This window comes from Sphingobacterium kitahiroshimense (genome assembly GCF_025961315.1).
In the GTDB taxonomy this organism is placed as follows: domain Bacteria; phylum Bacteroidota; class Bacteroidia; order Sphingobacteriales; family Sphingobacteriaceae; genus Sphingobacterium; species Sphingobacterium anhuiense.
In genome coordinates this window covers 3,931,116-3,953,105 of record NZ_JAOQNK010000001.1, presented here as the reverse complement: position 1 = coordinate 3,953,105, position 21,990 = coordinate 3,931,116, and the positions used below count along the sequence as shown (strand labels likewise).

20 protein-coding genes are annotated in these 21,990 nt (G+C 38.1%); 11 read left to right on the top strand and 9 right to left on the bottom strand.

Annotation, left to right across the window (positions count from 1 at the left end):
- The first annotated feature begins 7 nt into the window (after positions 1-7).
- From M2265_RS17515 to M2265_RS17500, 4 genes are all read left to right on the top strand, one after another.
- The gene (locus M2265_RS17515; RefSeq protein WP_132769691.1) at positions 8-619 is read left to right on the top strand and encodes a hypothetical protein; all 612 of its coding nucleotides are present in this window, start codon (positions 8-10) and stop codon (positions 617-619) included.
- Positions 620-662: 43 nt separating this feature from the next.
- A complete protein-coding gene (locus M2265_RS17510) occupies positions 663-2,651 on the top strand; it encodes a sensor histidine kinase (protein WP_132769693.1) in 1,989 nt (662 codons plus the stop codon).
- A gap of 1 nt (position 2,652) precedes the next feature.
- Positions 2,653-3,264 (top strand): response regulator transcription factor, encoded by a 612-nt coding sequence (locus M2265_RS17505; protein WP_132769695.1) that lies wholly within the window; start codon positions 2,653-2,655, stop codon positions 3,262-3,264.
- Positions 3,265-3,818: 554 nt separating this feature from the next.
- The gene (locus M2265_RS17500) at positions 3,819-5,036 is read left to right on the top strand and encodes an enolase C-terminal domain-like protein (protein ID WP_132769697.1); all 1,218 of its coding nucleotides are present in this window, start codon (positions 3,819-3,821) and stop codon (positions 5,034-5,036) included.
- A 362-nt stretch (positions 5,037-5,398) separates the two neighbouring features.
- On the opposite strand, the gene M2265_RS17495 is transcribed toward M2265_RS17500, so the two are convergent.
- Both M2265_RS17495 and M2265_RS17490 read right to left on the bottom strand, forming a co-directional pair.
- Positions 5,399-5,647 (bottom strand): hypothetical protein, encoded by a 249-nt coding sequence (locus tag M2265_RS17495; protein ID WP_021190102.1) that lies wholly within the window; start codon positions 5,645-5,647, stop codon positions 5,399-5,401.
- A 290-nt stretch (positions 5,648-5,937) separates the two neighbouring features.
- Complete coding sequence (locus M2265_RS17490; protein ID WP_132769699.1) at positions 5,938-7,176, bottom strand: phage integrase SAM-like domain-containing protein; 1,239 nt, start codon at positions 7,174-7,176, stop codon at positions 5,938-5,940.
- Between the two features lie 579 nt (positions 7,177-7,755).
- Here M2265_RS17490 and M2265_RS17485 point away from each other — a divergent pair.
- From M2265_RS17485 to M2265_RS17475, 3 genes are all read left to right on the top strand, one after another.
- On the top strand, positions 7,756-8,139 hold the full coding sequence (locus M2265_RS17485) for a response regulator (RefSeq protein WP_132769701.1): 384 nt from the start codon (positions 7,756-7,758) through the stop codon (positions 8,137-8,139).
- 53 nt (positions 8,140-8,192) lie between these two features.
- Entirely contained in the window at positions 8,193-8,630 is a 438-nt protein-coding gene (locus M2265_RS17480; RefSeq protein ID WP_132769703.1) for a hypothetical protein, read from the top strand.
- A gap of 101 nt (positions 8,631-8,731) precedes the next feature.
- A complete protein-coding gene (locus M2265_RS17475; protein ID WP_132769705.1) occupies positions 8,732-9,901 on the top strand; it encodes a hypothetical protein in 1,170 nt (389 codons plus the stop codon).
- A 74-nt stretch (positions 9,902-9,975) separates the two neighbouring features.
- Here M2265_RS17475 and M2265_RS17470 read toward each other — a convergent pair whose 3' ends face one another.
- Positions 9,976-11,073 (bottom strand): PAS domain-containing sensor histidine kinase, encoded by a 1,098-nt coding sequence (locus M2265_RS17470; RefSeq protein WP_165905876.1) that lies wholly within the window; start codon positions 11,071-11,073, stop codon positions 9,976-9,978.
- Positions 11,074-11,537: 464 nt separating this feature from the next.
- Here M2265_RS17470 and gldL point away from each other — a divergent pair, with 464 nt between their 5' ends.
- Positions 11,538-12,350, top strand: coding sequence for a gliding motility protein GldL (gene gldL / locus M2265_RS17465; RefSeq protein WP_132769708.1), 813 nt, complete (start codon positions 11,538-11,540; stop codon positions 12,348-12,350).
- 30 nt (positions 12,351-12,380) lie between these two features.
- Positions 12,381-13,913, top strand: a complete 1,533-nt coding sequence (gene gldM / locus M2265_RS17460) for a gliding motility protein GldM (RefSeq protein ID WP_132769710.1) — start codon at positions 12,381-12,383, stop codon at positions 13,911-13,913.
- Between the two features lie 271 nt (positions 13,914-14,184).
- On the opposite strand, the gene M2265_RS17455 is transcribed toward gldM, so the two are convergent.
- From M2265_RS17455 to M2265_RS17435, 5 genes are all read right to left on the bottom strand, one after another.
- Entirely contained in the window at positions 14,185-15,132 is a 948-nt protein-coding gene (locus M2265_RS17455) for an Rpn family recombination-promoting nuclease/putative transposase (RefSeq protein WP_132769712.1), read from the bottom strand.
- Between the two features lie 277 nt (positions 15,133-15,409).
- Entirely contained in the window at positions 15,410-15,712 is a 303-nt protein-coding gene (locus M2265_RS17450; RefSeq protein WP_132769714.1) for a hypothetical protein, read from the bottom strand.
- 95 nt (positions 15,713-15,807) lie between these two features.
- Positions 15,808-16,272, bottom strand: a complete 465-nt coding sequence (locus tag M2265_RS17445) for a DUF5675 family protein (protein ID WP_207902406.1) — start codon at positions 16,270-16,272, stop codon at positions 15,808-15,810.
- A complete protein-coding gene (locus M2265_RS17440; RefSeq protein ID WP_132769716.1) occupies positions 16,273-16,863 on the bottom strand; it encodes a fibronectin type III domain-containing protein in 591 nt (196 codons plus the stop codon).
- 569 nt (positions 16,864-17,432) lie between these two features.
- Positions 17,433-17,750, bottom strand: a complete 318-nt coding sequence (locus tag M2265_RS17435; protein ID WP_132769718.1) for a hypothetical protein — start codon at positions 17,748-17,750, stop codon at positions 17,433-17,435.
- Between the two features lie 313 nt (positions 17,751-18,063).
- Here M2265_RS17435 and M2265_RS17430 point away from each other — a divergent pair, with 313 nt between their 5' ends.
- Positions 18,064-18,321, top strand: a complete 258-nt coding sequence (locus M2265_RS17430) for a helix-turn-helix domain-containing protein (protein ID WP_207902407.1) — start codon at positions 18,064-18,066, stop codon at positions 18,319-18,321.
- Positions 18,318-19,544, top strand: coding sequence for a type II toxin-antitoxin system HipA family toxin (locus M2265_RS17425; protein WP_132769720.1), 1,227 nt, complete (start codon positions 18,318-18,320; stop codon positions 19,542-19,544). The genes M2265_RS17430 and M2265_RS17425 overlap by 4 nt, the downstream gene beginning before the upstream one ends.
- Positions 19,545-20,339: 795 nt before the next feature.
- Here M2265_RS17425 and M2265_RS17420 read toward each other — a convergent pair.
- Entirely contained in the window at positions 20,340-21,986 is a 1,647-nt protein-coding gene (locus M2265_RS17420; RefSeq protein WP_132769721.1) for a RagB/SusD family nutrient uptake outer membrane protein, read from the bottom strand.
- Positions 21,987-21,990: the final 4 nt, after the last annotated feature.

The window sequence follows — 21,990 nt, the reverse complement described above, 5'->3', positions numbered from 1 at the left end:
GAAAACGATGAAAACGATACATTCAACATTGCTTCTGGCATTTATGTTATTGCTAACAGGCTGTGCAAAAGAGAATAATGAACAGGAGGCAAACCAAAATTTCAACGAGATCTTTGGAGGCACCCCGTTTAAAGGCACGGCCACAGGCATACGTTCCCAAAATGGGGCTAATGATTATACCTGGAAAGGTGAAGGTCGGATTGCATTGATTGAAGCCACGGCAGACTCCGTATCGATGGTATTTATGGCCGATTTTGGTGATCTGGGAGAAATGAATTTTAAAGTGCGTGGCAAATACGATCGCTCTACATACCGTATGGACACAACAGATCCAAGCATTTTCTTTCGCATCATCGACGAAAACATCACGGGTGCGATCAAGAATACGCAGCAAGAGATGTCATTCGAAGGATCCCTAAAAAAGGAAACGGCTAGCATGACCATGCGCGTGAATTTTAAAGCAGAAAATGGTCCCTTCCCTAGCGGATCGTCGCTCAAACTCACTTTTGATACGCGCCGGACGATCGCTGATGACGACAACGGTGACGGGTGCGAGATGCGCCTGGTACCGATATGGAGCCCATCAGGAGTAACAATGGGTATGGTTCCAGATTGTTAATATGATGATTAATCTGTAATTTCAAAAAACGATCAATTAAATAATGTACAAAATCCTGTTACTTTTTGCGTATTTCTTACTTTCCATTGGTAATACATCTGCACAGTCACCAGAGCAATTGACGCAATATAGCGATAGTTTGTACAGGCAGTTGCAGCAGATCGAAGACACCGAAGAAAAAGCATTGGCATTGTTGGATCTGAGCTTCTTTTGGTCCGATTACAATACAGAAAAAGCATTACACTACGTTTCCGCTAGCAGAAAATTGCTGGGTGATAAAGCCAATACGGACTATTACCAAGGACTGCTGAGTTTCTATCTCGGAGCTATCCAGTTTGACGTCGATCTTGCGCAAGCAAAGAAACTCTACATGCAGGCCGAAAACTTCCTCAAGGGTGATATACCCACGAAAAGCAAAATTTCTGCGACACATTACCGAGCCCGTTTGTGGGGAAGCTATGGTGCACTTTTACAACGTGAAGGAAAAGCTCACGAGTATGTGCAGGTGCTGATCGACAAAGTTATTCCCATGGCCAAGAGCATTAAAGACTCTACCCTTTGGGGCAATAATCTTCAGAATGTCGCGATGGCTTTGATGAATCTACAGGAATACAGTAAAGCCGAGCAATATTACAACAATGCCTTGACCTTACTGCACGACAGGAATGCTGCGGCCGAGCAACGCTTTACCCTCTTTGTTAATGCAGCACGCAACGCGTTGCTCAATAATAAATATACACATTCCCGAATCTTTTTAGACAGTGCTTCCCATACCTCAAAATCAGTATCAGCTTCTTCCTACCTCCCAACCTATTACAGCGTAGAAGGAAGCTATTGGGAAAAACAACGAGATTTCGACCTTGCCCATATTTATTTCGAAAAAGCACTGGTGGGCGCAAAAGAGCAGCATAACAGCGATATGGTTGCCTCTATACTATTCAGCCAATCCGCGGCATTTCAAACAGCAAACAAGCCCGCATCAGCGATGAAGAAACTGCGTGAAGTGCTTCCCTACATCGAAAAAAATCCTTCGTTGAAGAATAAAGAAATGGTTTATTATAATCTAGCAACTACTGCGGTACAGCTAGGAGCCTATCAGGAGGCTGTAAAATGGTTTGAAAAACATAAAATTGTACTCGATACCCTTCTTGCAGATAAAGGCACGGCGCTCACGCTGGAACTGGAAAAGAAATATCAGACCAGTGAGAAAGAAAATGAACTCCTCCGCGTAAAAGCAGCCCATCAGCAGCAACAGCTTAAAATGCAGCGCACACGCCTGTTTGCCGGCATTTTCCTGCTCACGTCAATTATACTGGGTATGCTCAGTCTCATTTGGTACATATCGTCCAGAAACAGAAAAAAGCTAGCGTCACAACGGGAAAAACTTAACCTCTTCAATGCCATGGTTCAAGGACAAGAGCGAGAACGCAGCCGTATAGCACGCGATCTACATGACGGTCTAGGTGGTATGCTAGCCAGCGTAAAGCTCAAATTGTCAGCTGTTGCAAATAGAGAGGCGAAAGTACAGCCACAAACAGATTCAGCAATGGATTTATATACAATTATCAATCAAATGGACGATTCGGTGAATGAACTTCGACGAATAGCCCGAAATATGATGCCCGAGTCTTTATTGTACATGGGACTGGAGTTATCCCTACGCGATCTATGCAATGCGATGAATCAACCGCAGCTAAAGATAGATTTTCAAGCCACTAACTTGCAGTCAGATTACCCCCAGTCTTTTCTGATTGCTGTATATCGTATCGTGCAGGAACTGCTCACCAATGCGTTAAAACACAGCGGTGCAACCCAGATCTGGGTGCAATGTTCGGAGGCAGATCATTATTTTTATATCACCGTTGAAGATAACGGCAAGGGATTTGATCCGTCTATGCAGGACTCCAAACAGGGAGGAATAGGATTATCTAATATCCGTAACCGAGTAGATATTTTAAATGGCCGCTTAGAAATTGATGCTGCCATAGGTAAAGGCGCATCTTTTCACATTCAATTTGAACTAATCAAATAATATGATTTCAGTAATTATCATCGATGATCATCCACTCGTACTCAATGGCTTCGAGTTTATCTTGAAAAACACTTCGACAATCAAACTACGCGGTTCATTTAACAGCGCGGAAGACGCTTTCGAATTTTTAGCAGCCGAAGCCGTAGATGTGGTTCTTATGGACATCAATATGCCCGAGATGAATGGTATTGATGCAACAGAAATCATCAAAAAAAAATATCCAGAGACCCAGATCATTGCGATCAGCAACCACAACGAAGAAAGCATCGCATTACGTATGTTAAAAGCCGGAGCAATGGGATATCTGCTAAAAAATGTATCTACCGACGAATTGATCGAAGGAATAAAGGCTGTGGTAAGGGGCGAGCAGGTGCTAAGCAAGGAGATGAGCTTTATCTTAAGCAATAAGAAAGACCACATACCATCCGTTAGCCAACGCGAGCGCGAGGTACTCAAGCTGATGGCCCAGGGGCATACTACAGCAAAAATCGGCGAACACATGTTCATCAGTCCATTAACAGTCGAGAGCCATCGCCGAAATTTGCTACAGAAATTTGGGGTAGTCAATACAGCCTCCTTAATTCATAAAGCCACAGAGATGAAGTTCATCTAGATAACAGCAGTTTTAGATGATTGGGATGCACAGATGATGTTTTCCTGTAAAAAGATATAGAGTAATTTCTCATGACCGAAGGGGTCATGGAAGATCCCACCAAACCTGTAAGGGAAATGATATGGACACTTACACAGCAGTAAAAAAGCTAGCTTCTTTAGGTTTAATATATTAAGACCATTAACAAATTTGAATTATTTCTGACTTTATCAATACTCCTCCCAGAATACATTAATGAAAAATCATATATGTCTTTTATATAATAATGATACGATTTGGAAATCGATTGAAACAAATGTGCTATAATGATTTTTATATTTTGATGTAACTTTCAAAAAATACGATGATACTTTAATTCAATCGTTTATCGTATTAAAAAGAACTGATAAACTTAAATGGTTCTGGTCATTGCTTGAGGTATGGTACTGCCTTTATTGCTAGCCCATTTCGTTTTGCGATGTCTCGATGAAGCAATCAGGAAGCGGTTGAGTGAGGGTAAAAATAATCGTATAAGAATTATTGGTTAGTTAATTAAAATCAAAAATAAACCAAATATGAAAAGAAGAACATTTTTACAGGCTTTAAACGTAGGCATGGCTTCTGCAATACTGTATAATGGAACAGGACATGCCATGACGCTGACCTCTCTCCTAGACAATAAATCGCAGGATAAAGAATTGTCCTATCATCGGATCCAGGAAATCAAATATTCCACTGTTCAGATGAAATATCCCCGACTTGTCGGAAAAAATGCACGCCTTGACCTCCATGGATATGGCCCCAATGTCGAGATCTGCTGTATTACAACAGACAAAGGCGCGATGGGATGGGCCTCACTCCGCGGATCAAGAAGAGATGCAGAGCAGATCGCAAAAGAACTACTGGGTAAAAAAGTATCCGAGATTTTTGCATCTGATATCGGAACTTTAGAAGCTAGACATATCCCTTTTGACATGGCTCTCCATGATCTCGCGGGTATTATATTGCAGAAACCGGTTTATCAAATACTTGGTCGAAAAACACCGTATCTAACCGATTACTATAGTGGTATGATCTACTTTGATGATCTCGAGCCCTCGGAAAAGCCTGCAGGTATCGACCGTATACTCGAAGAATGTCGGTATGATTACGAAGTAGGATATCGACAGTTCAAACTCAAAATCGGTAGAGGTTATAAATGGATGCCCTATAAAGAAGGCCTACAGCGTGATATCGATGTTACCAATGCCGTCGCAAAAGCCTTTCCAGATTGCGGTATTTTAGTGGATGGCAACAACGGTTTCTCCGTTGACCAATTCATCCAGTATCTCGAAGGAATTCCTTCAGTAAAGCTATTCTGGATCGAAGAACCCTTCCATGAAACCGTTGCTGATTATCAAAAATTGAGAAGTTATATAAAAAAAACAGGCAGAATTACCTTATTGGCAGATGGTGAAGCCGATCCGGATCCAAAGCTTTTACAAGAGCTTTTTGAAAAGAAACTTTTAGATGTACATCTTACCGATATCGAAGGTCTCGGTTTTACAAACTGGAGAAAGCTGATGTCCGAATTGAAGAAATTGAGTGTGCAGGCATCGCCTCACGCATGGGGATCTTTACTTAAGACATACTATACGGCACATCTCACAGGCGGACTAGGTAACACGGTCACTATTGAAGGAGTAACGAGCACGTCAGATGATGTTGATCTTTCGGGATATAAGATAAAAAATGGTCAATTGGTTCCTCCCTCTAATGCGGGTTTTGGCATGCCTCTCCTGAAAAAGATTTAAGAAAAATGGTGATGACTTTTAAATAAATAAGTGATCTTTCCCTGTAACGATCCCCCTCATCACCGTAATGTGGGGGATAATAGTTTTATCTCTAATGTAAGATAATAGTACAGCCGATTTGCACATGAGATCAATATGGACAGATCTGTATATATGCCTATACTTCTAAAACAGAATAGGATGATATAGGAACAGATTGAAAACATCACGATTCGTTGACAATTTAAAAGAATATAACAATAACATAAGATGTGAACTAGCTTTAATTCCCTTAGAATATACAAATAAAAAAGCCGATAGGATTTCTCCTAATCGGCTCTCATATTAAATAAGTATATTTTTCGTTTTTTTGCTTCTCAATCCTAATCTGGCAAAGTAACCTTTCCTATAAAAGGGTATTCCTCTACGGTATCAATTGCTTCCGAAATCTGGTAGCACAGCTGATAGGTATCCTGAAGGTTTTCCGAAAATTGAAAAAACTGATCTTTTTTTACTTTTTCAAAGATCCAGATCGGATCCAAAGGATTTGAATTGTACTTCGTAATAATTGCAGTATATCCATTTTTTTGAGCTTCTACAAGTCTCTCTTTTGTAATATTTGCTAATTCCATATTAAACTAATGTACAAAAAATAATTTTAAGCATTTTACCAAAAGTGGACAAAAAACACTTAAAAATCACCAAAATCATTGGTTTACATCCAAAAAAGCATCTTTTTAGGCTAAAAAAAATAAAATTCCCAATGTAACAAAAGGTCTAACCTACTAACCAACTCACCTTCTAGCTTTCTAACCTTGCAATTACTAAATACTACAATCAAATACTATGAAGTAACAAGTGACCAGTAACGGAGTCACACAAAGTTTAACCAGCTCACCATCTAACTTTCTAACCTAAACACTTATGCGACTAAAAATTTATCTTTATATGATTTTTCAAAATATTGCCCTAAAGACCGAGTTCTTTCGGTGTCAATTGTAGAAATATACCTATGAAACATCTGTTCAGTCGTATGTCCGGTAGCTTCCATCAACAAAGAAGTCGGGATCTTACCGTAAAAATTTGAAGCGAAGCTTCTACGTCCGATATGGCTGGCAATAGCCTCCCATTTTTGCACGAGCATTTCAATTGATCTAAATCCCAATCTTTTCCGGACCTTAACAAGATTGTTTATCCCCACCAGTTTAACCACCTCTTTAATCTGGCAATTGTATTTATGGGCGGAAAGTTTTTCAGGAAAAATATTAGCATTTTGAGCCAAAATATTCAATGCGGCGGGGTGTAAAGGCAATAAAATCTCCTTTTGCGTCTTTTGTTGCACAAAGGACATACAAGGTTTTCCATGTATAATTTCCATATTCTCCATATTGAAATTCATAAAATCAGAAACACGCTGACCGGTATAACAACTGATAATAAGCCAATCTTTTGCTGCCTTCAGATCTTCCGGGACCTCAGTTCTTTTGATCCTGATTAATTCATCCTCATTCAGCGTGACAAATAAGTTTGATTTCTTCTCCCTCGGAAGTTCAAGTTCATAAACATACGTACGAACACCTCTCTTTTCCAGAAAATTAAGAATAGTCCTAACAAAATAGATGGTGCGATGAATGGTACTTTTATTATATGCTTCAAAATCTCCAAATTCTAGAAATTCTTTTACAAAAGAAGCATTAACCTCGGGCAAAAGAAGATGCCTCTTTCGATTACCTTCAAAACGTTCAAGCAAATGTAGAAAAACCATATAACGTTTTGATGTAGAGGAAGAAATTAAATGCAATCGGCTATTTATATAGGACTCTATATGCTCTAACAAACTATCTTTTGGATAGCCAATTTTTGAGCTTGAGCTATATTTCTTTATAATCTGCTGCAACCTATTTGGAGAAAGTTGCATCGTATTTTTAATATTTTCTAAATATTCAGCTATAGCAATTTTCAGATTGTCCAGCTTATTATTCAATTTTTTAAATTTCTTTAAATAGATGTTTTTAGGTCTTTGCTTCTCCTCATCCCACATGGACGGACATATTTTTAGTGGAGTCTTCAGTAGATGTTCTTTCTGAAACTCATCAAAAATTCTAATAAAAATCGTGGCTGTTGGGTTGGGCGTCTGCAGGGTAAAATCAAAATTAATCATTGAACTATATCGTTATTTATCTGTGAATAAAGATAATACCATATTCGCAGAAGTCCAATTCAGACTACATTCACCTTATTCAAAGGTACTAATTTTTTCCTAGTAAAATAATAAATACTGTATTTTTTTCTTAGGTAATGGAAAATTATACAATCCCCGCTAAATACTCAAATTTTAGAAATTAAACTTCCTCTAATACATAGCTCCAAAATATGATAAAAAATATTTCCAACTGAAAACCAAGTGATTACACATAAATAGCAGTCTGAATTGGACTATTAATTTGCTCCATTTTAGATATTGTTAATAACCTAAAGCGCACCAACGATGAACGAGAAAAGATTACAAAAAGAACTATATGTAGCTCCAAAAATAGAATGGATATTAATTGAAATGGAAAGTTGCTTCAGCTTTTGTCTAGAAAAATTATCCTATGAGGATAAAGCCGAAATAAAGAGTTCGTTAGTAACGAATAAAACAAGAAAGATTGACCAAAAACACAAAAATTAAATAAAATATTGAAATTCAAAACCATAAAACACGACAAACTAAATCCAAGTTTCCATATTGATAAAAATTATGGTTAAAAAAATTAAGATTGCATTTGCGGACGACAGTATCCTGCAGCGCACTATTATAAGAGCCATCGTCGACCAGAACAATATTTTTGATCTGTTATATAATTGCAGCAATGGCCAAGAGCTAGTTGATCAACTGGAAGCTTGTACCGAATTACCTCAAGTATGCATTATTGATCTACATATGCCTTTGATGGATGGGATAGAAACAGCTAACAGGATTAGAGAAAAATTTCCTTCCATTAAGCTATTTGGCTACACGAGCTCAATTAAGGATTCTGAAATAGAGATATTCCATAAAAGCGGAGTACAATTGATATTCAATAAGACCAATTTTAATATTGTGTTACAGGAAATACATCGTTTCTTCACGACAAACAGTTAGTAAGTGATAGAAATAGAACCTTTAAAGAGATAATTTTCTAATCTGAATAAATAATGAATAAAACCTTCCGGATATCTTTAGGGATATTTTTCTACCTGATTACACTAGGCATACCAGAAACTAGGGCTCAATCTGTCTCTGCGACTATAAAAATCGATCTCAAGTCTTTTTTATCCATAGCTCTATCCGAAAAGAAGGAGGGAAACCTTAGTGTACAACAGCAAAACTATACTCCATTAGAAATAACTTCTATAGGTCCTTATCAATTGGAGATTAGAAGCAGTAACGATCAGGAGCTGAGCAGTATATCTATTCCAGAAATATCAGATAATTCACTCACAATGATTACAGTTCGACGATGTTCATCCGCAATAGATCAAAATGCTTACTCAACTAACACGATATCCAAAATCGGAGGAACGTTTAACATAGGTATTGTTGAACATAGAGCGGCAGAAAAACCTTTAATTATTTCGGTTACTCCGCTGTGATTTTTTAAAGAATGAGACAGACAAAATTGTAAGCGGGTCTTCATTCACTGCAACATTTAATGCAAATTTTAAAACACCATAGATTTAATTATTACATTCAAATGGAAAAAAATCAAGAAGAATTATGCAATTTAACTGATTTCTATGTCTTTATAAATAAGCTTCTAAATGCGCTATTTTATGATCAATCGATCATCAACCGAAAGATGCAGGATGTTGAAGCTATCATACAAAATGAAAATATACAGTTAACCGGTAAAGCCTTTTTCAAGATAATACATACACTCGGATTAGATCTATCCCTTATATGTCAACATTTTTTTAAAGATATGCCTATCATCCGATTGAAATATCCGGAATATGAAATTAAAAAACTATCTGATTTATTTTTTAACACTCATATAGCTATAAGTCCATCAACAAATGTAGAAGAATCACCATTGAGCGAAATATTTAATAAAAATTACGACCATCTTCTAGCATATGAAGTATATGCGTTAGCTATTGTCGTTGGAATAGAAACACATATTCTTTTTGATTATCTATATGGCAATAAAAAGAAGAGGTTAATATTAAGATTTGAAATTATCGATGATGGAATGAATTGTAAAGAGAAGGTCAATTCACTTCCTGAACACGAAATAATTCCAGTAGAATTACCTGTCCAGAAGTTTATTCGTAAGAAAAATATATCCAGAGAACAAAAAGGACAGCTGTACAGTATCCTTGACTATATGATCAACTATACAGATTTTTTTCTCACAGATCGTACTGCCGTAGAAATTACAAAGGAAATTGAAAATAATTATCAGCATTTTAAATCTCCCTTACATATCAATAACTTAATGAATAAATTTGTGGGAAAAGAACTGACTAGGTTCAAAATAAATACGATTAAAACAGACGGAGAGATCTCTAAAAAAGAAAAATTCATCTATACCAAAACCTCTAAAAAACATGAGGCAATAAACGAAGTCGTTCGTTATATTAAACCTGAAGATCGGTCACGAGTAGTTAAGTTTACTAATTATAAGAACACCAGATTAAAAAACGATAAAGAAAAAGAAAAGGCAGAAATGGAAGCAATAGATAAATTGTATGACCTTATTGCGAATAACCCTGGTCAACCACTGTCTTTTTATTTAACAATATCGAATATCAAAGTACGTACCCTTGAATTCCAGCTCCAAAAACTGATAGAAGCAGGTAGATTGGAGTATCGCGACAAAACTAAACCCGTTTCCTACTGGCCCGTTAGCAGGAATGACTGAAACCAAATAAACATTATAAACATGCCACCCTATAGCTTTCTAACCTTTTAACTTTCTAACCTTCTCACCCTCTCCTAACAATCCTCTACACTTTGCGGAAAAAATAATCGAACAACCGTTCCTTTTCCTATAGCACTTGAAAGGTTGATAGTGCCTCCCATAAATTCCATTAGATCTTTTACCAATGATAATCCAATTCCTGACCCTACTATATGTGAAGAATTGGTACCCCGAACTTCCATGAGTAATACTTTGGTTAATTCATCTTCAGGAATACCAATTCCATTATCCTCAAAAATGTAGACAATACCTTGATCTGTCTCTTCACTATCAATATGCAGATATGCCCCTTTACTATTGGCAAATTTCACAGCATTACCAATCAGGTTAACAAAAATCTGATATACCGCACCACTGTCTGCATTTAAAGAATAGAGATGTCCCAACTGAAATTCGATCTGTCGTTCTGGAAAATTCAGCTTCACTTCATTAATCCATTCTCCGATCCTTTTATCGATCTCGACACAATCAGCCATATTTTTTGAACCACGTACTTTATTGAGCTGCAAAGTCTGGTTGATGATGGATTCAATATTCTGTATGGATTCAGAGAAATTTTTATACCATCGTTTAGCCACGTCAACAGAAAGATCTTCATTTTTAAGCAGAAAATCATTTCCCATCTTTAAAACAGATAATGGATTTTTCAGATCGTGCGATAAGGTACTGGCCAAACGGTCCAATTTATAACTTAAAGAAAGCTCCTCGCGCTGTCTTTCCATTTTATTATTAGCCAATTTTCTTTCGGTCACATCACTTGCCGTGTGCAATATAGCGTAAGTCTGTCCCTTCTCATCAAGTATCGCTTTATACTCAAAGTCGAAATAACGTTTGATTTTTCTGTCTCCCACCACAATATTGGCGGCGACTTCCGTGGCATTATAAGTAATGCCGGTCTTCCAGACATTTTTAAGAATAGAACAAAACCCTTCCTGTACAAAATTTGGAAAACAGGCGCATAAGGTCTTTCCAATGATGGACTCATCAGCACACCAGATATCCAGCATACCCTGATTAGCATAAGCGATATTCAGATCACCGTTATTATAAATAGCGGTTGCTTGGGGCGAATGGTGTAGCACCGACAAAATATAGGAATCAAAAGCGATCATTGATTGAGGTGAAAAAAGTGAACAAAAAATGCATATATGGTATTCAAAAGAAACTTTTATCGCAACAGCTAGATTTTGTGACATCGCTCAGCCCAGGTTATTTTTTAGTAGCCGAAGCAGCATAAAACCGAATCACATTCACCAATATAGAACGATGGGACAAAATTATATAAATATAATATTAAAAAAACAATAAATAAGCCGCTTTTCTACCTAAATTTCATCACAGCAAGAGATGTGGTTTGATTTTTGTATTTAACAGACGCAATCTTTTCCTACCCATGCATGCACATGTAGCGCTATCTGAATAAGATCGCAAATAATATGCTGTGTGGCTCGAAAAGCAAATAATTTCTTTTGTTATATCATTTTATATTAAAAAAAGTGAAAAATACGTTTTACATAAAAAGATATCAAGAACCAAAATAGTAATCAATTTAAATACATTTATAACAACAAAAACTATGAGTAAGAAAAAAGACAATTCGAAATGGTTAAATGTCGCCATCTCTTGGGGAGCGAGTATTGTCATCATCGGTGTACTGTTCAAGATTCTCCACATCGGCGGTTCCTATGCCAATTACATGATCGGAATCGGATTAGGAGTTGAAGCCTTCTTATTTTTTCTAATGGGTCTCAACCCTCCTGCACCAGAACCAGATTGGAGCCGCGTATATCCAGAATTGGATGAAAACTATACCGGTGAACTACCTACCAGAAGTGCAACTGTCGTGAACACACCTACGGGACCTTCTGCTACTGTAGCTTTGGACAAAATGTTTGCAGATGCTAATATTGACGAAACAAGTATCGGCAATTTAGGAAGAGGATTACGTGATTTCAGCGAGAAAATGTCGGCGATCAATAAAATCTCAGATGTTTCTTTGGCAACAGAAGATTTTACGCAAAAGCTGAAATTGGCAACATCCAAATTCGACAGCATGAGTGTTGCTTTTGAGCAGGCTTCTGCTAATTTGGTACAGATGTCCAATTCATCCGCAGATACTGCCAGCTACCACGAACAGGTGAATAAGCTGACAACAAACCTGCAACAATTGAATGGTATGTACGAGCGTGAACTACAGGATTCGGCTACGCACTTAAAATCGATGAACCAATTTTATGAAAATTTAAGTTATACGATGCAAAACTTCAATGAGTCATTAGATGATTCTAAGGCATTCAAAGAAGAAGTTGGCAAGTTGGCAAAAAACCTAAACGCTTTAAATGCGATCTATGGCAATATGTTGAGTGCAATGAACCAACCGCGTGTTTAATTCATCCATGTATAATCTAAATCAATAAAAATGGCATTAGGAAGAGAGACACCAAGACAGAGAATGATCAGCATTCTTTATCTGGTACTACTTGCATTACTTGCATTGAATGTGCCCGATACGATCTTGGATGCATTTAAAAACATCAACAATAGCCTCGAATCATCTCGCTCAAATGTCAACACTGCCGTACAGCAATTGTTCTCGGCATTTGAAAGCACCAAATTAAAGGAAGAGCCTGCGCGTGCGAAACCGATCTACGATAAAGCTAAAAAAGCACAGGCGATCATCGGAGAACTGAACACCTATATCAGCTCACTAAAAGAAGATTTCACCAAGCAAGGTGGCGGTATTGATCCTGAAAAAGGAGATCTTGTTAAAAGAGAAAACGAAGATATTTCGCCGAATCTGATGATCAATGAGAAAAAAGGAACCGTATTAAAGGATAAGATCAATGAAACAAGAGCTAAGCTCCTCGCTTTATTGACACCTGAAGAACAAAAAAGTGTTTCCTTTTCATTGGAAGCAAAGGATCCTGAAAAATCTGTCAACGGCAAGAAAAGCTGGGAAGAAATCAATTTCGGAAGTGGCACTCCCCTAACAGCAGCGATGACTATTTTGACCAAAATCCAGACCGATGCTCAAAATGCGGAATCGGATATGGTGAAATTAATCTTAGGCAAAATGGATCAGGCAGTTGTTAATCTGGACAAATTTGCCGCAGTGGCTGTTGCTCCAACATCGTACTTAGTACAGGGACAACCCTATAAAGCAGAAGTATTTTTAACCGCTTCAGATTCTAAATCACAACCCGCCATCAGTGTCAATGGTTCACCATTACAGATTGTTGATGGAAAAGGAGTGTACAATGTATCGACAAGCAAGGAAGGTATCTTCTCTTGGACCGGAGTTGTGCAGGTGAAACAAACGGATGGTTCGATGAAAGAATATCGTACAGCGACACAGACCTATCAGGTGGCACGCCCTTCGGCAGTTGTATCACCGGACAAGATGAATGTGCTTTACATTGGTGTTGATAACCCATTATCCGTTTCTGCTGCAGGAACACCAACAGATAAGGTAAAAGTTAGCATGACAGGCGGTAGCCTTTCAGGATCAGGCGGTAAGTACAATGCCCGTGTTTCCTCACCAGGTACTGCACGCATTTCTATTAGTGCTGAAGTAGCACCGGGTAAAATGCAGACCTTGAGTACCACGGAATTCCGTGTTAAACGTATTCCAGATCCAATTGCAAAATTTGCAGGAAAAACAGGTGGCAGTATGGCTACCGTGGCGTTGAAAGCACAGAATGCAATCTTTGCGAAACTGGACAACTTTGACTTTGATGCGAACTTTAAGGTGACTAAATTTACAATGATCATTGCCAAGCCACGTGCTGATGCCATTGTATTATCAACTTCTGGCAATCAATTGAGTTCAAGTATGGCATCTGCCTTAAACGGTATCACGCCGGGCACCCGTGTTATCTTTGATAACATTGTCGCTGTAGGTCCGGATGGAACTTCGAGACAATTAAACGCAGTAGCATTGACTGCAAACTAAAGATACTAATACCTACCTATTTACACATGGCCTTCTCCTTGATCGGGGAAGGCCTTTTTTATGATAATCATTTACCGCTTGATAGTATCAAATGATATTATCAGAACACGAACTATTTCAAAAAAAGGCTGTAACTTTTTACAGTTGCAGCCTTTTCTATTTTATTCAAAGTTTAATTAATATTGATTTTTACGAATTTACTTTTTATTCGTCATTAGAATATATTTATAACAAAGCTTTAGCAAGCTCATTTTATAAAATATGAAGACAGCTAAAGCTGTTCAACTTCTTCTATAGAAAGCCCCGTGGCTTTAGAAATTTTTTCAATCGAAATGTCCATTTTTTTCAAATTAATGGCCGTCTCAATAGCTTTTTTTCGCTCACCTTCAATCTTTCCTTCAATCTTTCCTTCGATCTTTCCTTCAATCACTCCTTGAGCATGACCAGATATTCGACCTGCCTTCAATGCTGAATTATATACACTCTCAGCATCACGCTTATGTTTCAAACTTGCTTCGTATGACATGAGATCCTCCTCTGTTAATTTACCTATCTCTCCTATTTCAAAGATAAGGCCAAATATCCTCTTATCCAAAAAATACGGCAATTTATCCATGGTGCTCAAGTGTTTAAGTAGATACAACCACTGATCCATGACACTATTCAGTTCATTTGGCTTCTTTGTAAAAGACGGAAGGGAAACCATTTTATATCCCAGCTTGTCATAAAAAACTTCATGCGTATACTTATCGCATAATGCGACATCATAAAAGTAGCGACTTTCCGTCTCATGAACAGGTAGAGCAGATTTAATTCTATCCATTCTAAATTCTAATATACCGATGAAATAAACTTCAGGAAGAAAATAATCGTTGCCTTTTTTACCTCGTGCCAGTTGTTTATTGATCAATCGAGAAGTATAATACACTGCTCTATCTTTAAAGAATTCTTGAAATAGTTGTTGCATCTCTACAATAAAGTACTCGCCATTACTCCCCTTACAAAGCAGATCAAAGACAACACGACGCATATCCTGATGATCTCCATCGTGTTCAACCAATTTATAACTCAAATCAGAAATTACTTTTTGCCCCTCAAATAAACTGTTAAGAAATTCAATCAATAAAATTTTGTTTTCTTCTCGACCAAAATAAAATTTCCACCCAAAGTCTGTATTAGGGTCAACGTATTTACCAAGATGTCGATTTGACTTCGCCATAATTATTAAGTATTGGTTATAAGACAAATATAATTATAAAAAATCTAAAATACTAATTTATTTAGCATTTTAGATTTTTTACAACAGAGCCGTACCTAACCGTACGGCTCTATTATTATCATCCTATTTGCGTTTCCTGAGCTTGCCCAGGAGTCTACTTGTCACAAAACTCACCACTGTCCCAACCGCAGCGAGGAGTGCTGTCTGAAAAAGATCGCCAAAAGAAAAACTTGCCCATATCGAGCAGATGGTTCCCCCTAGTGCCGAAATCCGGATATCATTCAGTTTCATCCAAGATCTCCTTTCCAGTTTCCAGGTCATATTTTACGATGCGATCTGGAGGTTTTATAGCGCCGGCAACATCATCTTCTGTACCACCCAAAAGGCCATTTGAAGAGCGTGCCTGTGAATTATTTTTCGCCGCAGATGCGACTTCTTCATCTTCTACCATTACAGACTCAATAATACCCATTCCAAGTCCGATGTATTTAAGGACATTCAACACTTTAGCAGGTAACTTCACCGGCGCCAGCAAGATGATCTGTATAGCACCGCTTATTTTTTTTATGATTTTTTTCATTGTTTTTTTTAAAAAAGGTTAGAAAGCTAAAGGTTAGTTAGTTAGTTAGTTAAACCTTTCTCACTTACTAACCTTCTCACTCTCTAACATCGTTACTAGCTTACTCCGTTACTGTCTAGCATTTGGTTATCAACTTGCACACAAACTGCATCATATGCCATTTTGTCGATCAGCATTTTGTATAAAGAGATATATGCTTTCTTCGATTTTCGTAATTCATAGTCACCATCGATCAATTCATAGCTGTTACCGACCAGGATGCAACCAGAAGTATCACCAATATTATTTCCGATATGGATATAGACATAGTTATAATTAGGAATTCCTTCGATTTCGACCATGCCCTTGTGAAACTCTGGAAACAGGCGTTTATACCGGGCATTCATGGCACCATAGGCATTCAAAATCAGAGAGTATTGACCAGCTGGAATTGCCGTTTCCCCTTTGATTTTCACATCGCGAATGGCATCTTCTAGTGCATAACAGATGAATTCTCCATCGACAAAAATGTAAGACAGGGTACTTTGCTTCCCCTGTCTCGCTCGTACTACTTTTATCACCTATCGAACCAGTATACTTGCCGCATCGCTCCAGTCACCAGTACCCTGCGTGTTGACCGCGCGAACCTGCACCTCATAAAATTTTCCAACTTCCAGAGGAGCAATGATATTCCCGCGCGATGATGTCGTCGTAAAACGATCACCCCATAATTGTTCAAAGTCATCACGGATCCGGTAGCGGTATTCATAGATGGTTGCCATTTTCTGCGGAGCAAATTCCAGTTTTACCTGTCCCGATTGGCGGCCATCCGAAAGCCTCACATTATCGATTTTAAGCGGTACCTGATTACCGAACGATGCACTGTTCGTTGGAAATCCGGAACTAAGCAAGGTTGAAAGATGCCCTTGTGCCACACCGTTTATATAATAACCCAACTGTTGCAGCGCAACGATTAAGGGTTCCCGGCTTTCATTTTTAAGTGCAGTATCTTCGGGCGATCCTCTTTTTCTAGATACCGCAAGCTTGGTGATAAAATCTTCCAAAATTGATTCCAGATCCAGCAGATCAGGCGTCGGATTTGGGTATTTGGGATTTCCGGTCATTGCACCGATTATTGTTCTGCAAGACATCACCAATTCATCGTCTCTCATTTTCGCAAACCCGATCAGGGCCTTCATTTTTGTTGCCATAATGTTTCATTTAATTACTTGAATAAACTATTCCAATCCATTAGTCCATCCATTTAAAAACCTGTTAATTAATACATTAAATATTCCTCGCGAGCTTATTTAATAAGACAAACATATCGTGATAGCGAGCGAAAATGAAGTTTTGAGCTAGATTGAGTCATATTGATTTCTTTTGACCTCATTTGATCGGCACAATTCAAAAAAAGGCAGGTTTCGCACTATGGCGCAGCATATCTGGCAACTATAACAGCGGCGTCGCCCAAGCGAAAAAATGTAAAGTTATCCGTCCATCTCCTAATTTTACAAGAGCGTCTGATTTCCCTACCCGTCATTTTCATTTTTTCCATCCGCACCATCGGCACCTCATGGATAAATTGATTATTACCAGGATCAACATGACACTGGCGGGCAATTAAATGAAATTGTCTGATAAAAATGTAGATTCCCCGACTGTATAGAGCATTTCCCTCTGTTGCGAAATAGGTAAAGCCACCGTCATTGACCTTGTGCCATAGCGCGAAACGGCAGCCTTAAACCTTACCCTTCATACGACTACGTTCCATAGCCTCGGTCAGGTCCTCTTCAAAGTAGCGGTCGTCCCCGGTCAGTGTCATGGGTTTAAGCAGACCTTCCTTCACTCGTCTCTTATATGTGGAAAGGCTTATACTCAAATATTCCATTACTTCACGCTGTGTCCAAAGCTTACGTTCAGACAGCGAACTAGTTTCGGCTTTTTTGCCTCGTGAAGCAGCGGTGAGTAGAGAGAGCAGTTTACAGATCAGTAGTAAAGCTTCTGTTAGTTTTTCAATTTTATCAATAAGTGTATGTAATAAGATACTTAAATTCATGGTCTATTGAGTTAAGACCATCAGCGCACAGGTAGGGCAATTTCCTAGACCTAGAAAGCAACAAATAACAGTTCAAAGGTCCGCCAAGCCCCTAAAAACAATGGAAATATCCCAACGGGATGGTAAAAGTTTATAATTACCTTTAAGATAACGATTAACGATAAGAAATACAGTCTGTAACAAGTATAATTATCACTAACATTTTGTATATTTGTACTACAATAATATTAGTTAATACCACAAAACTAAATTTACTACCACTATGATATCACTTATATCTCCATCTAAAGCACAATTAAAAATTGCAAAGTATATGCAGAAAAAAAGATTATCTGTGGGTTTAACTCAAGAGGGTCTTGCTGATCGGTCAGGTGTGCCTTTGGCTACTTTACGCAAGTTTGAACAAAAGGGCACGATTTCTTTAGAATCATTGCTGAAGCTGTTAATTATTGTTGGTGGACTGGAAGAGATGATTAATACATTAAAACCCACTAAACCGCACTTTAGCTCAATAGATGAAGTATTAAAAGACACTAATCTCCCAACCCGCAAAAGAGGACATATAAAATGAGAGAAGCTATCAAAGAAATTAAAGTCGGCTTGGATTTTGATTCCCATATTCAACCCGTAGGGCGTTTAGCCATTCATGAAGAAACCATTTATTTCGAGTATTATGCTGAATTTTTACAAACTGGTATCGCTATTTCTCCTTTTCGTCTTCCTTCACAAAGCGGACTAATAGAACTTCCTAGACGTCCTTTTGAGGGATTAGCAGGAGTTTTCAATGATAGTCTTCCTGATGGCTGGGGCCGATTACTTTTTGATCGCATGGCAAGATCTCAAGGTATAGAACCAGCAACGATTTCCCCTTTAGATCGTCTTGCTCACGTTGGTTTCCATGGCATGGGAGCTTTGGTTTACGAACCCGATAATAGTACCTCTGATGCACATCAATTCATTAACTTGGATCATTTAGCTACTCAAACAGAAGAAGTATTACAAGGAACTTCCGAAGATATTTTATTAGAGCTTTTGGCTTTAAACGGCTCATCTGCAGGCGCTCGCCCCAAAGCACTGATTGCAGTCGATAAGCTTCGTGAAAATATTTCATATGGTACCGAGCACCTCGATAATGATTTTGAACCCTGGCTTGTTAAATTTCCTAATTCACAAGATGGTTCCGATTCCGGAGCAATTGAATATGTTTACGCATTATTAGCCAAAGAAGCGGGAGTTCTAATGCCTGACATCCATTTATTTTCTTCACAAAAAGGATCTGGCTATTTTGCTGTTCAACGATTTGATAGAGATAAAAATAATAAATTTCACATGCACACTGCGAGCGGTTTATTACATAGCGATTTTAGAGCACCATCACTAGATTATGAAGATTTATTAAATCTAACACACGTACTAACTAAAGATATTCGCGAAGTTGAAACCATGTATAGACTTGCTGTTTTTAATGTACTCGCTCATAATAGAGATGATCACGCTAAAAATTTCAGTTTTTTGATGGATAAAACTGGGATATGGAAACTATCACCCGCTTATGATCTCACTTTTTCTAGCGGTCCCAATGGAGAGCAAAGTACAATGGTAAAAGGTGAAGGTAGAAATCCATCAATCAGTCATTTACATAGCCTGGGTACAGAAGCAAAGTTATCAAAATCTCTTATTGCAGAAATTATTGAGCAAACGAGAGATGCTTTATCGCAGTGGAAAGACCTAGCTAAAAAATTTAATGTACATCAGAAAAATATATCCCACATATCTTCTTTCATTAACAAATAAAATAGCTAATGGAACCTTTTAACTTTAAAAACAACAAGCAACGCTCAGGCACAGTAGTAAGAAATTAAAAACAGAACAACTAATACCATGATAGTAGTTATGTGTAAAAAATTTCACTTACTACTAACATGGTAGTAATAATTTCTAATGAACAATTTAAAAATTCATAAAACAAAATACCTCTCCAATGAAAACCATTACTTTATTCGGACAGTACAAGAACTATAAGCTCACCTTAAAAAATACCCATTTTTAAGGTGAGCTCAATAACTGACCTTAAAACAAGTACAAGAACTACAAGCTCACCTTAAAAAACACCTCTTTGTAAGGTCAGCTCAATAATTGACCTTAAAACAAGTACAAGAACTATAAGCTCACCTTAAAAAGCACTTCTTTTTAAGGTCACCTTCGAACAAGCGCTAAAAAACTATGAAACGAGTAACGCAGTAATGATGAGCAAGGAAATGATAGCCATGTCGCTGCTCACGGCTTCCTTAACTCGACTAAGTGATAAATTGAGATGGCTTTTATTTGGCAAACAGTCACACAGTGACAAATTAAATAATGAGTAAAGATCTGTTCTACTTTACAGAAAGCTCTTGATTACATTCAATTTATGCAACAGGTGGATGGTAAGAAACTAAAACAAGTAAGCATAAAAAATGGCAATGTATTTCTAAAAGTGAAAATACATCGCCATTTTTTATGCCGTCTTTCAACAACACATAAATCATATACTGCTAGCAGTATAAAAGCACAATAGACTCAAAAAGATAGCCACTATACTTTTATTCATTAATAACCCGGGTTTTGTTTTAGATTCGGGTTCATCGTTATCTGTTGTTGAGGGATCGGAAATATTATCTTGGTCTCAGCTGTCGGTTTATGATCCCACCAATTTGCTGAATGAAATTTGCCAAAACGAACTAAATCTCTCCTTCTGAAGCCTTCGAAAATAAACTCACGTCCACGTTCAGCTAGGAGCTCTTCCAGTGTCAATGTTGCTGTCGTATATTGTTCCTTTGTCCAATCTGGATCAGAAAATGCCCGTTTTTTGCAAGCATTGATCAAATCGACCGCATCTTGAGAAGCAACACCGCCATTTTTACGCATCAACGCTTCTGCTTTCGCGAAATAAATCCAGCTCAAACGATAAACGTTCCAGTCCGTATTGTTGTACTGATCATTGACAGGGATTTTAACGCCGTCGACAGTTCCATCAATCGAATTACCGAGTTTATATTTATTGAATCGGATTCCACTGTTTTCCTCACCATCGCTCATGGTTGATGACGTCCCTCCAGACTTTGCTCTTCGAATAGCGTCAACAAAGACAAGCTGTTCTCCCTTATATTCTTCCGATCCTTCAACAATTTTACCGTCGGCAAACTTAACCATCGGACCACTGAAAAACCACTCCTTTTTCCGCAGATCCTTTTCGTTGTACTGACTAAAAACCCCTGGAATGACGACAATACCATTATTACCATTTCTTCCGCCACCGTAAATCTCGCTCTGCAAAAAGTGATAAAATTCACTTGGGAAACCAGGCTCAAAATCGGCCTTTTGATAATCGTATGCAATAGAAAACAGGGTTTCTTTGGACATATCATTTGTCGGCACATACGAATCTTGTATGTTCGGATCCAGCGCCATGGCACCATTCAATCCGCCTGCTGCACCTGCTATCAGTTTATCAGCTGCAGCGATACAATCATCCCATCGTGGTTGTCCATACCACTTTTCAGCATTTAGATACAGCTCGACCAACATGGCGTAACCAGCAGCTTGAGAAACACGTCCAAGCATACTTTTCGACAATTTTGGTGCAGCACCAATATTCTCTAAAATTTCCTTTTCAATAAATTCAAATACTTCCTTAGTAGAAGAAGGGGCCGGTAAAGGCTCCTCTGCCGAACTCGGTGCTTTGGTTGTAATGGGTATATTTCCAAATAAATCCATTAACTTTAAATAGTGCAGTGCCCGTAAAAGCTTAAGCTCGGCAATATATTGCTTCTTCTCCTCTTCGGCAATTCCCATGGTGGAAACATCGGATTTTTCAAGAATATCGATCGGACTGTTGCATAATCCTACCCCCCAATACATTAATACCCATGCATTATTTAATCCACCTTCGTCGACTGTCCAGGTATGATAATGCAGTCGCTTCCATTTTCCACCGTCCTCTCCGTGACGCCCTTTGGTTGGCCAGGCCAATTGATCGGCAGATAATTCGGCAGGACGCCACCATCCATCCTGTCCAGATGGCGATATCCACGCATTGGCATGGGTATAAGGCCGCAGTACAGCAGATATAACTTCATTTTTATTTTTATAAAAATCATCCGCGACAATTACATCATAAGCATTTTCATCCAATTTTGTACAGCTTGACGAATTCACCAAACATGCCAGCATTAAAATCTTAACAATATTTTTCATAGCA

Bases quoted from the DNA above. Each gene is read 5' to 3' on its own strand.
- M2265_RS17475 (WP_132769705.1), top strand. From the start codon at position 8,732: ATGGAAAAAAATCAAGAAGAATTATGCAATTTAACTGATTTCTATGTC.
- gldM (WP_132769710.1), top strand. From the start codon at position 12,381: ATGGCATTAGGAAGAGAGACACCAAGACAGAGAATGATCAGCATTCTT.
- M2265_RS17515 (WP_132769691.1), top strand. From the start codon at position 8: ATGAAAACGATACATTCAACATTGCTTCTGGCATTTATGTTATTGCTA.
- M2265_RS17470 (WP_165905876.1), bottom strand. From the start codon at position 11,073: ATGATCGCTTTTGATTCCTATATTTTGTCGGTGCTACACCATTCGCCC.
- M2265_RS17430 (WP_207902407.1), top strand. From the start codon at position 18,064: ATGCAGAAAAAAAGATTATCTGTGGGTTTAACTCAAGAGGGTCTTGCT.
- M2265_RS17510 (WP_132769693.1), top strand. From the start codon at position 663: ATGTACAAAATCCTGTTACTTTTTGCGTATTTCTTACTTTCCATTGGT.
- gldL (WP_132769708.1), top strand. From the start codon at position 11,538: ATGAGTAAGAAAAAAGACAATTCGAAATGGTTAAATGTCGCCATCTCT.
- M2265_RS17455 (WP_132769712.1), bottom strand. From the start codon at position 15,132: ATGGCGAAGTCAAATCGACATCTTGGTAAATACGTTGACCCTAATACA.
- M2265_RS17440 (WP_132769716.1), bottom strand. From the start codon at position 16,863: ATGAGAGACGATGAATTGGTGATGTCTTGCAGAACAATAATCGGTGCA.
- M2265_RS17495 (WP_021190102.1), bottom strand. From the start codon at position 5,647: ATGGAATTAGCAAATATTACAAAAGAGAGACTTGTAGAAGCTCAAAAA.
- M2265_RS17425 (WP_132769720.1), top strand. From the start codon at position 18,318: ATGAGAGAAGCTATCAAAGAAATTAAAGTCGGCTTGGATTTTGATTCC.
- M2265_RS17500 (WP_132769697.1), top strand. From the start codon at position 3,819: ATGAAAAGAAGAACATTTTTACAGGCTTTAAACGTAGGCATGGCTTCT.
- M2265_RS17505 (WP_132769695.1), top strand. From the start codon at position 2,653: ATGATTTCAGTAATTATCATCGATGATCATCCACTCGTACTCAATGGC.
- M2265_RS17420 (WP_132769721.1), bottom strand. From the start codon at position 21,986: ATGAAAAATATTGTTAAGATTTTAATGCTGGCATGTTTGGTGAATTCG.
- M2265_RS17480 (WP_132769703.1), top strand. From the start codon at position 8,193: ATGAATAAAACCTTCCGGATATCTTTAGGGATATTTTTCTACCTGATT.
- M2265_RS17435 (WP_132769718.1), bottom strand. From the start codon at position 17,750: ATGAATTTAAGTATCTTATTACATACACTTATTGATAAAATTGAAAAA.
- M2265_RS17490 (WP_132769699.1), bottom strand. From the start codon at position 7,176: ATGATTAATTTTGATTTTACCCTGCAGACGCCCAACCCAACAGCCACG.
- M2265_RS17485 (WP_132769701.1), top strand. From the start codon at position 7,756: ATGGTTAAAAAAATTAAGATTGCATTTGCGGACGACAGTATCCTGCAG.
- M2265_RS17450 (WP_132769714.1), bottom strand. From the start codon at position 15,712: ATGAAAAAAATCATAAAAAAAATAAGCGGTGCTATACAGATCATCTTG.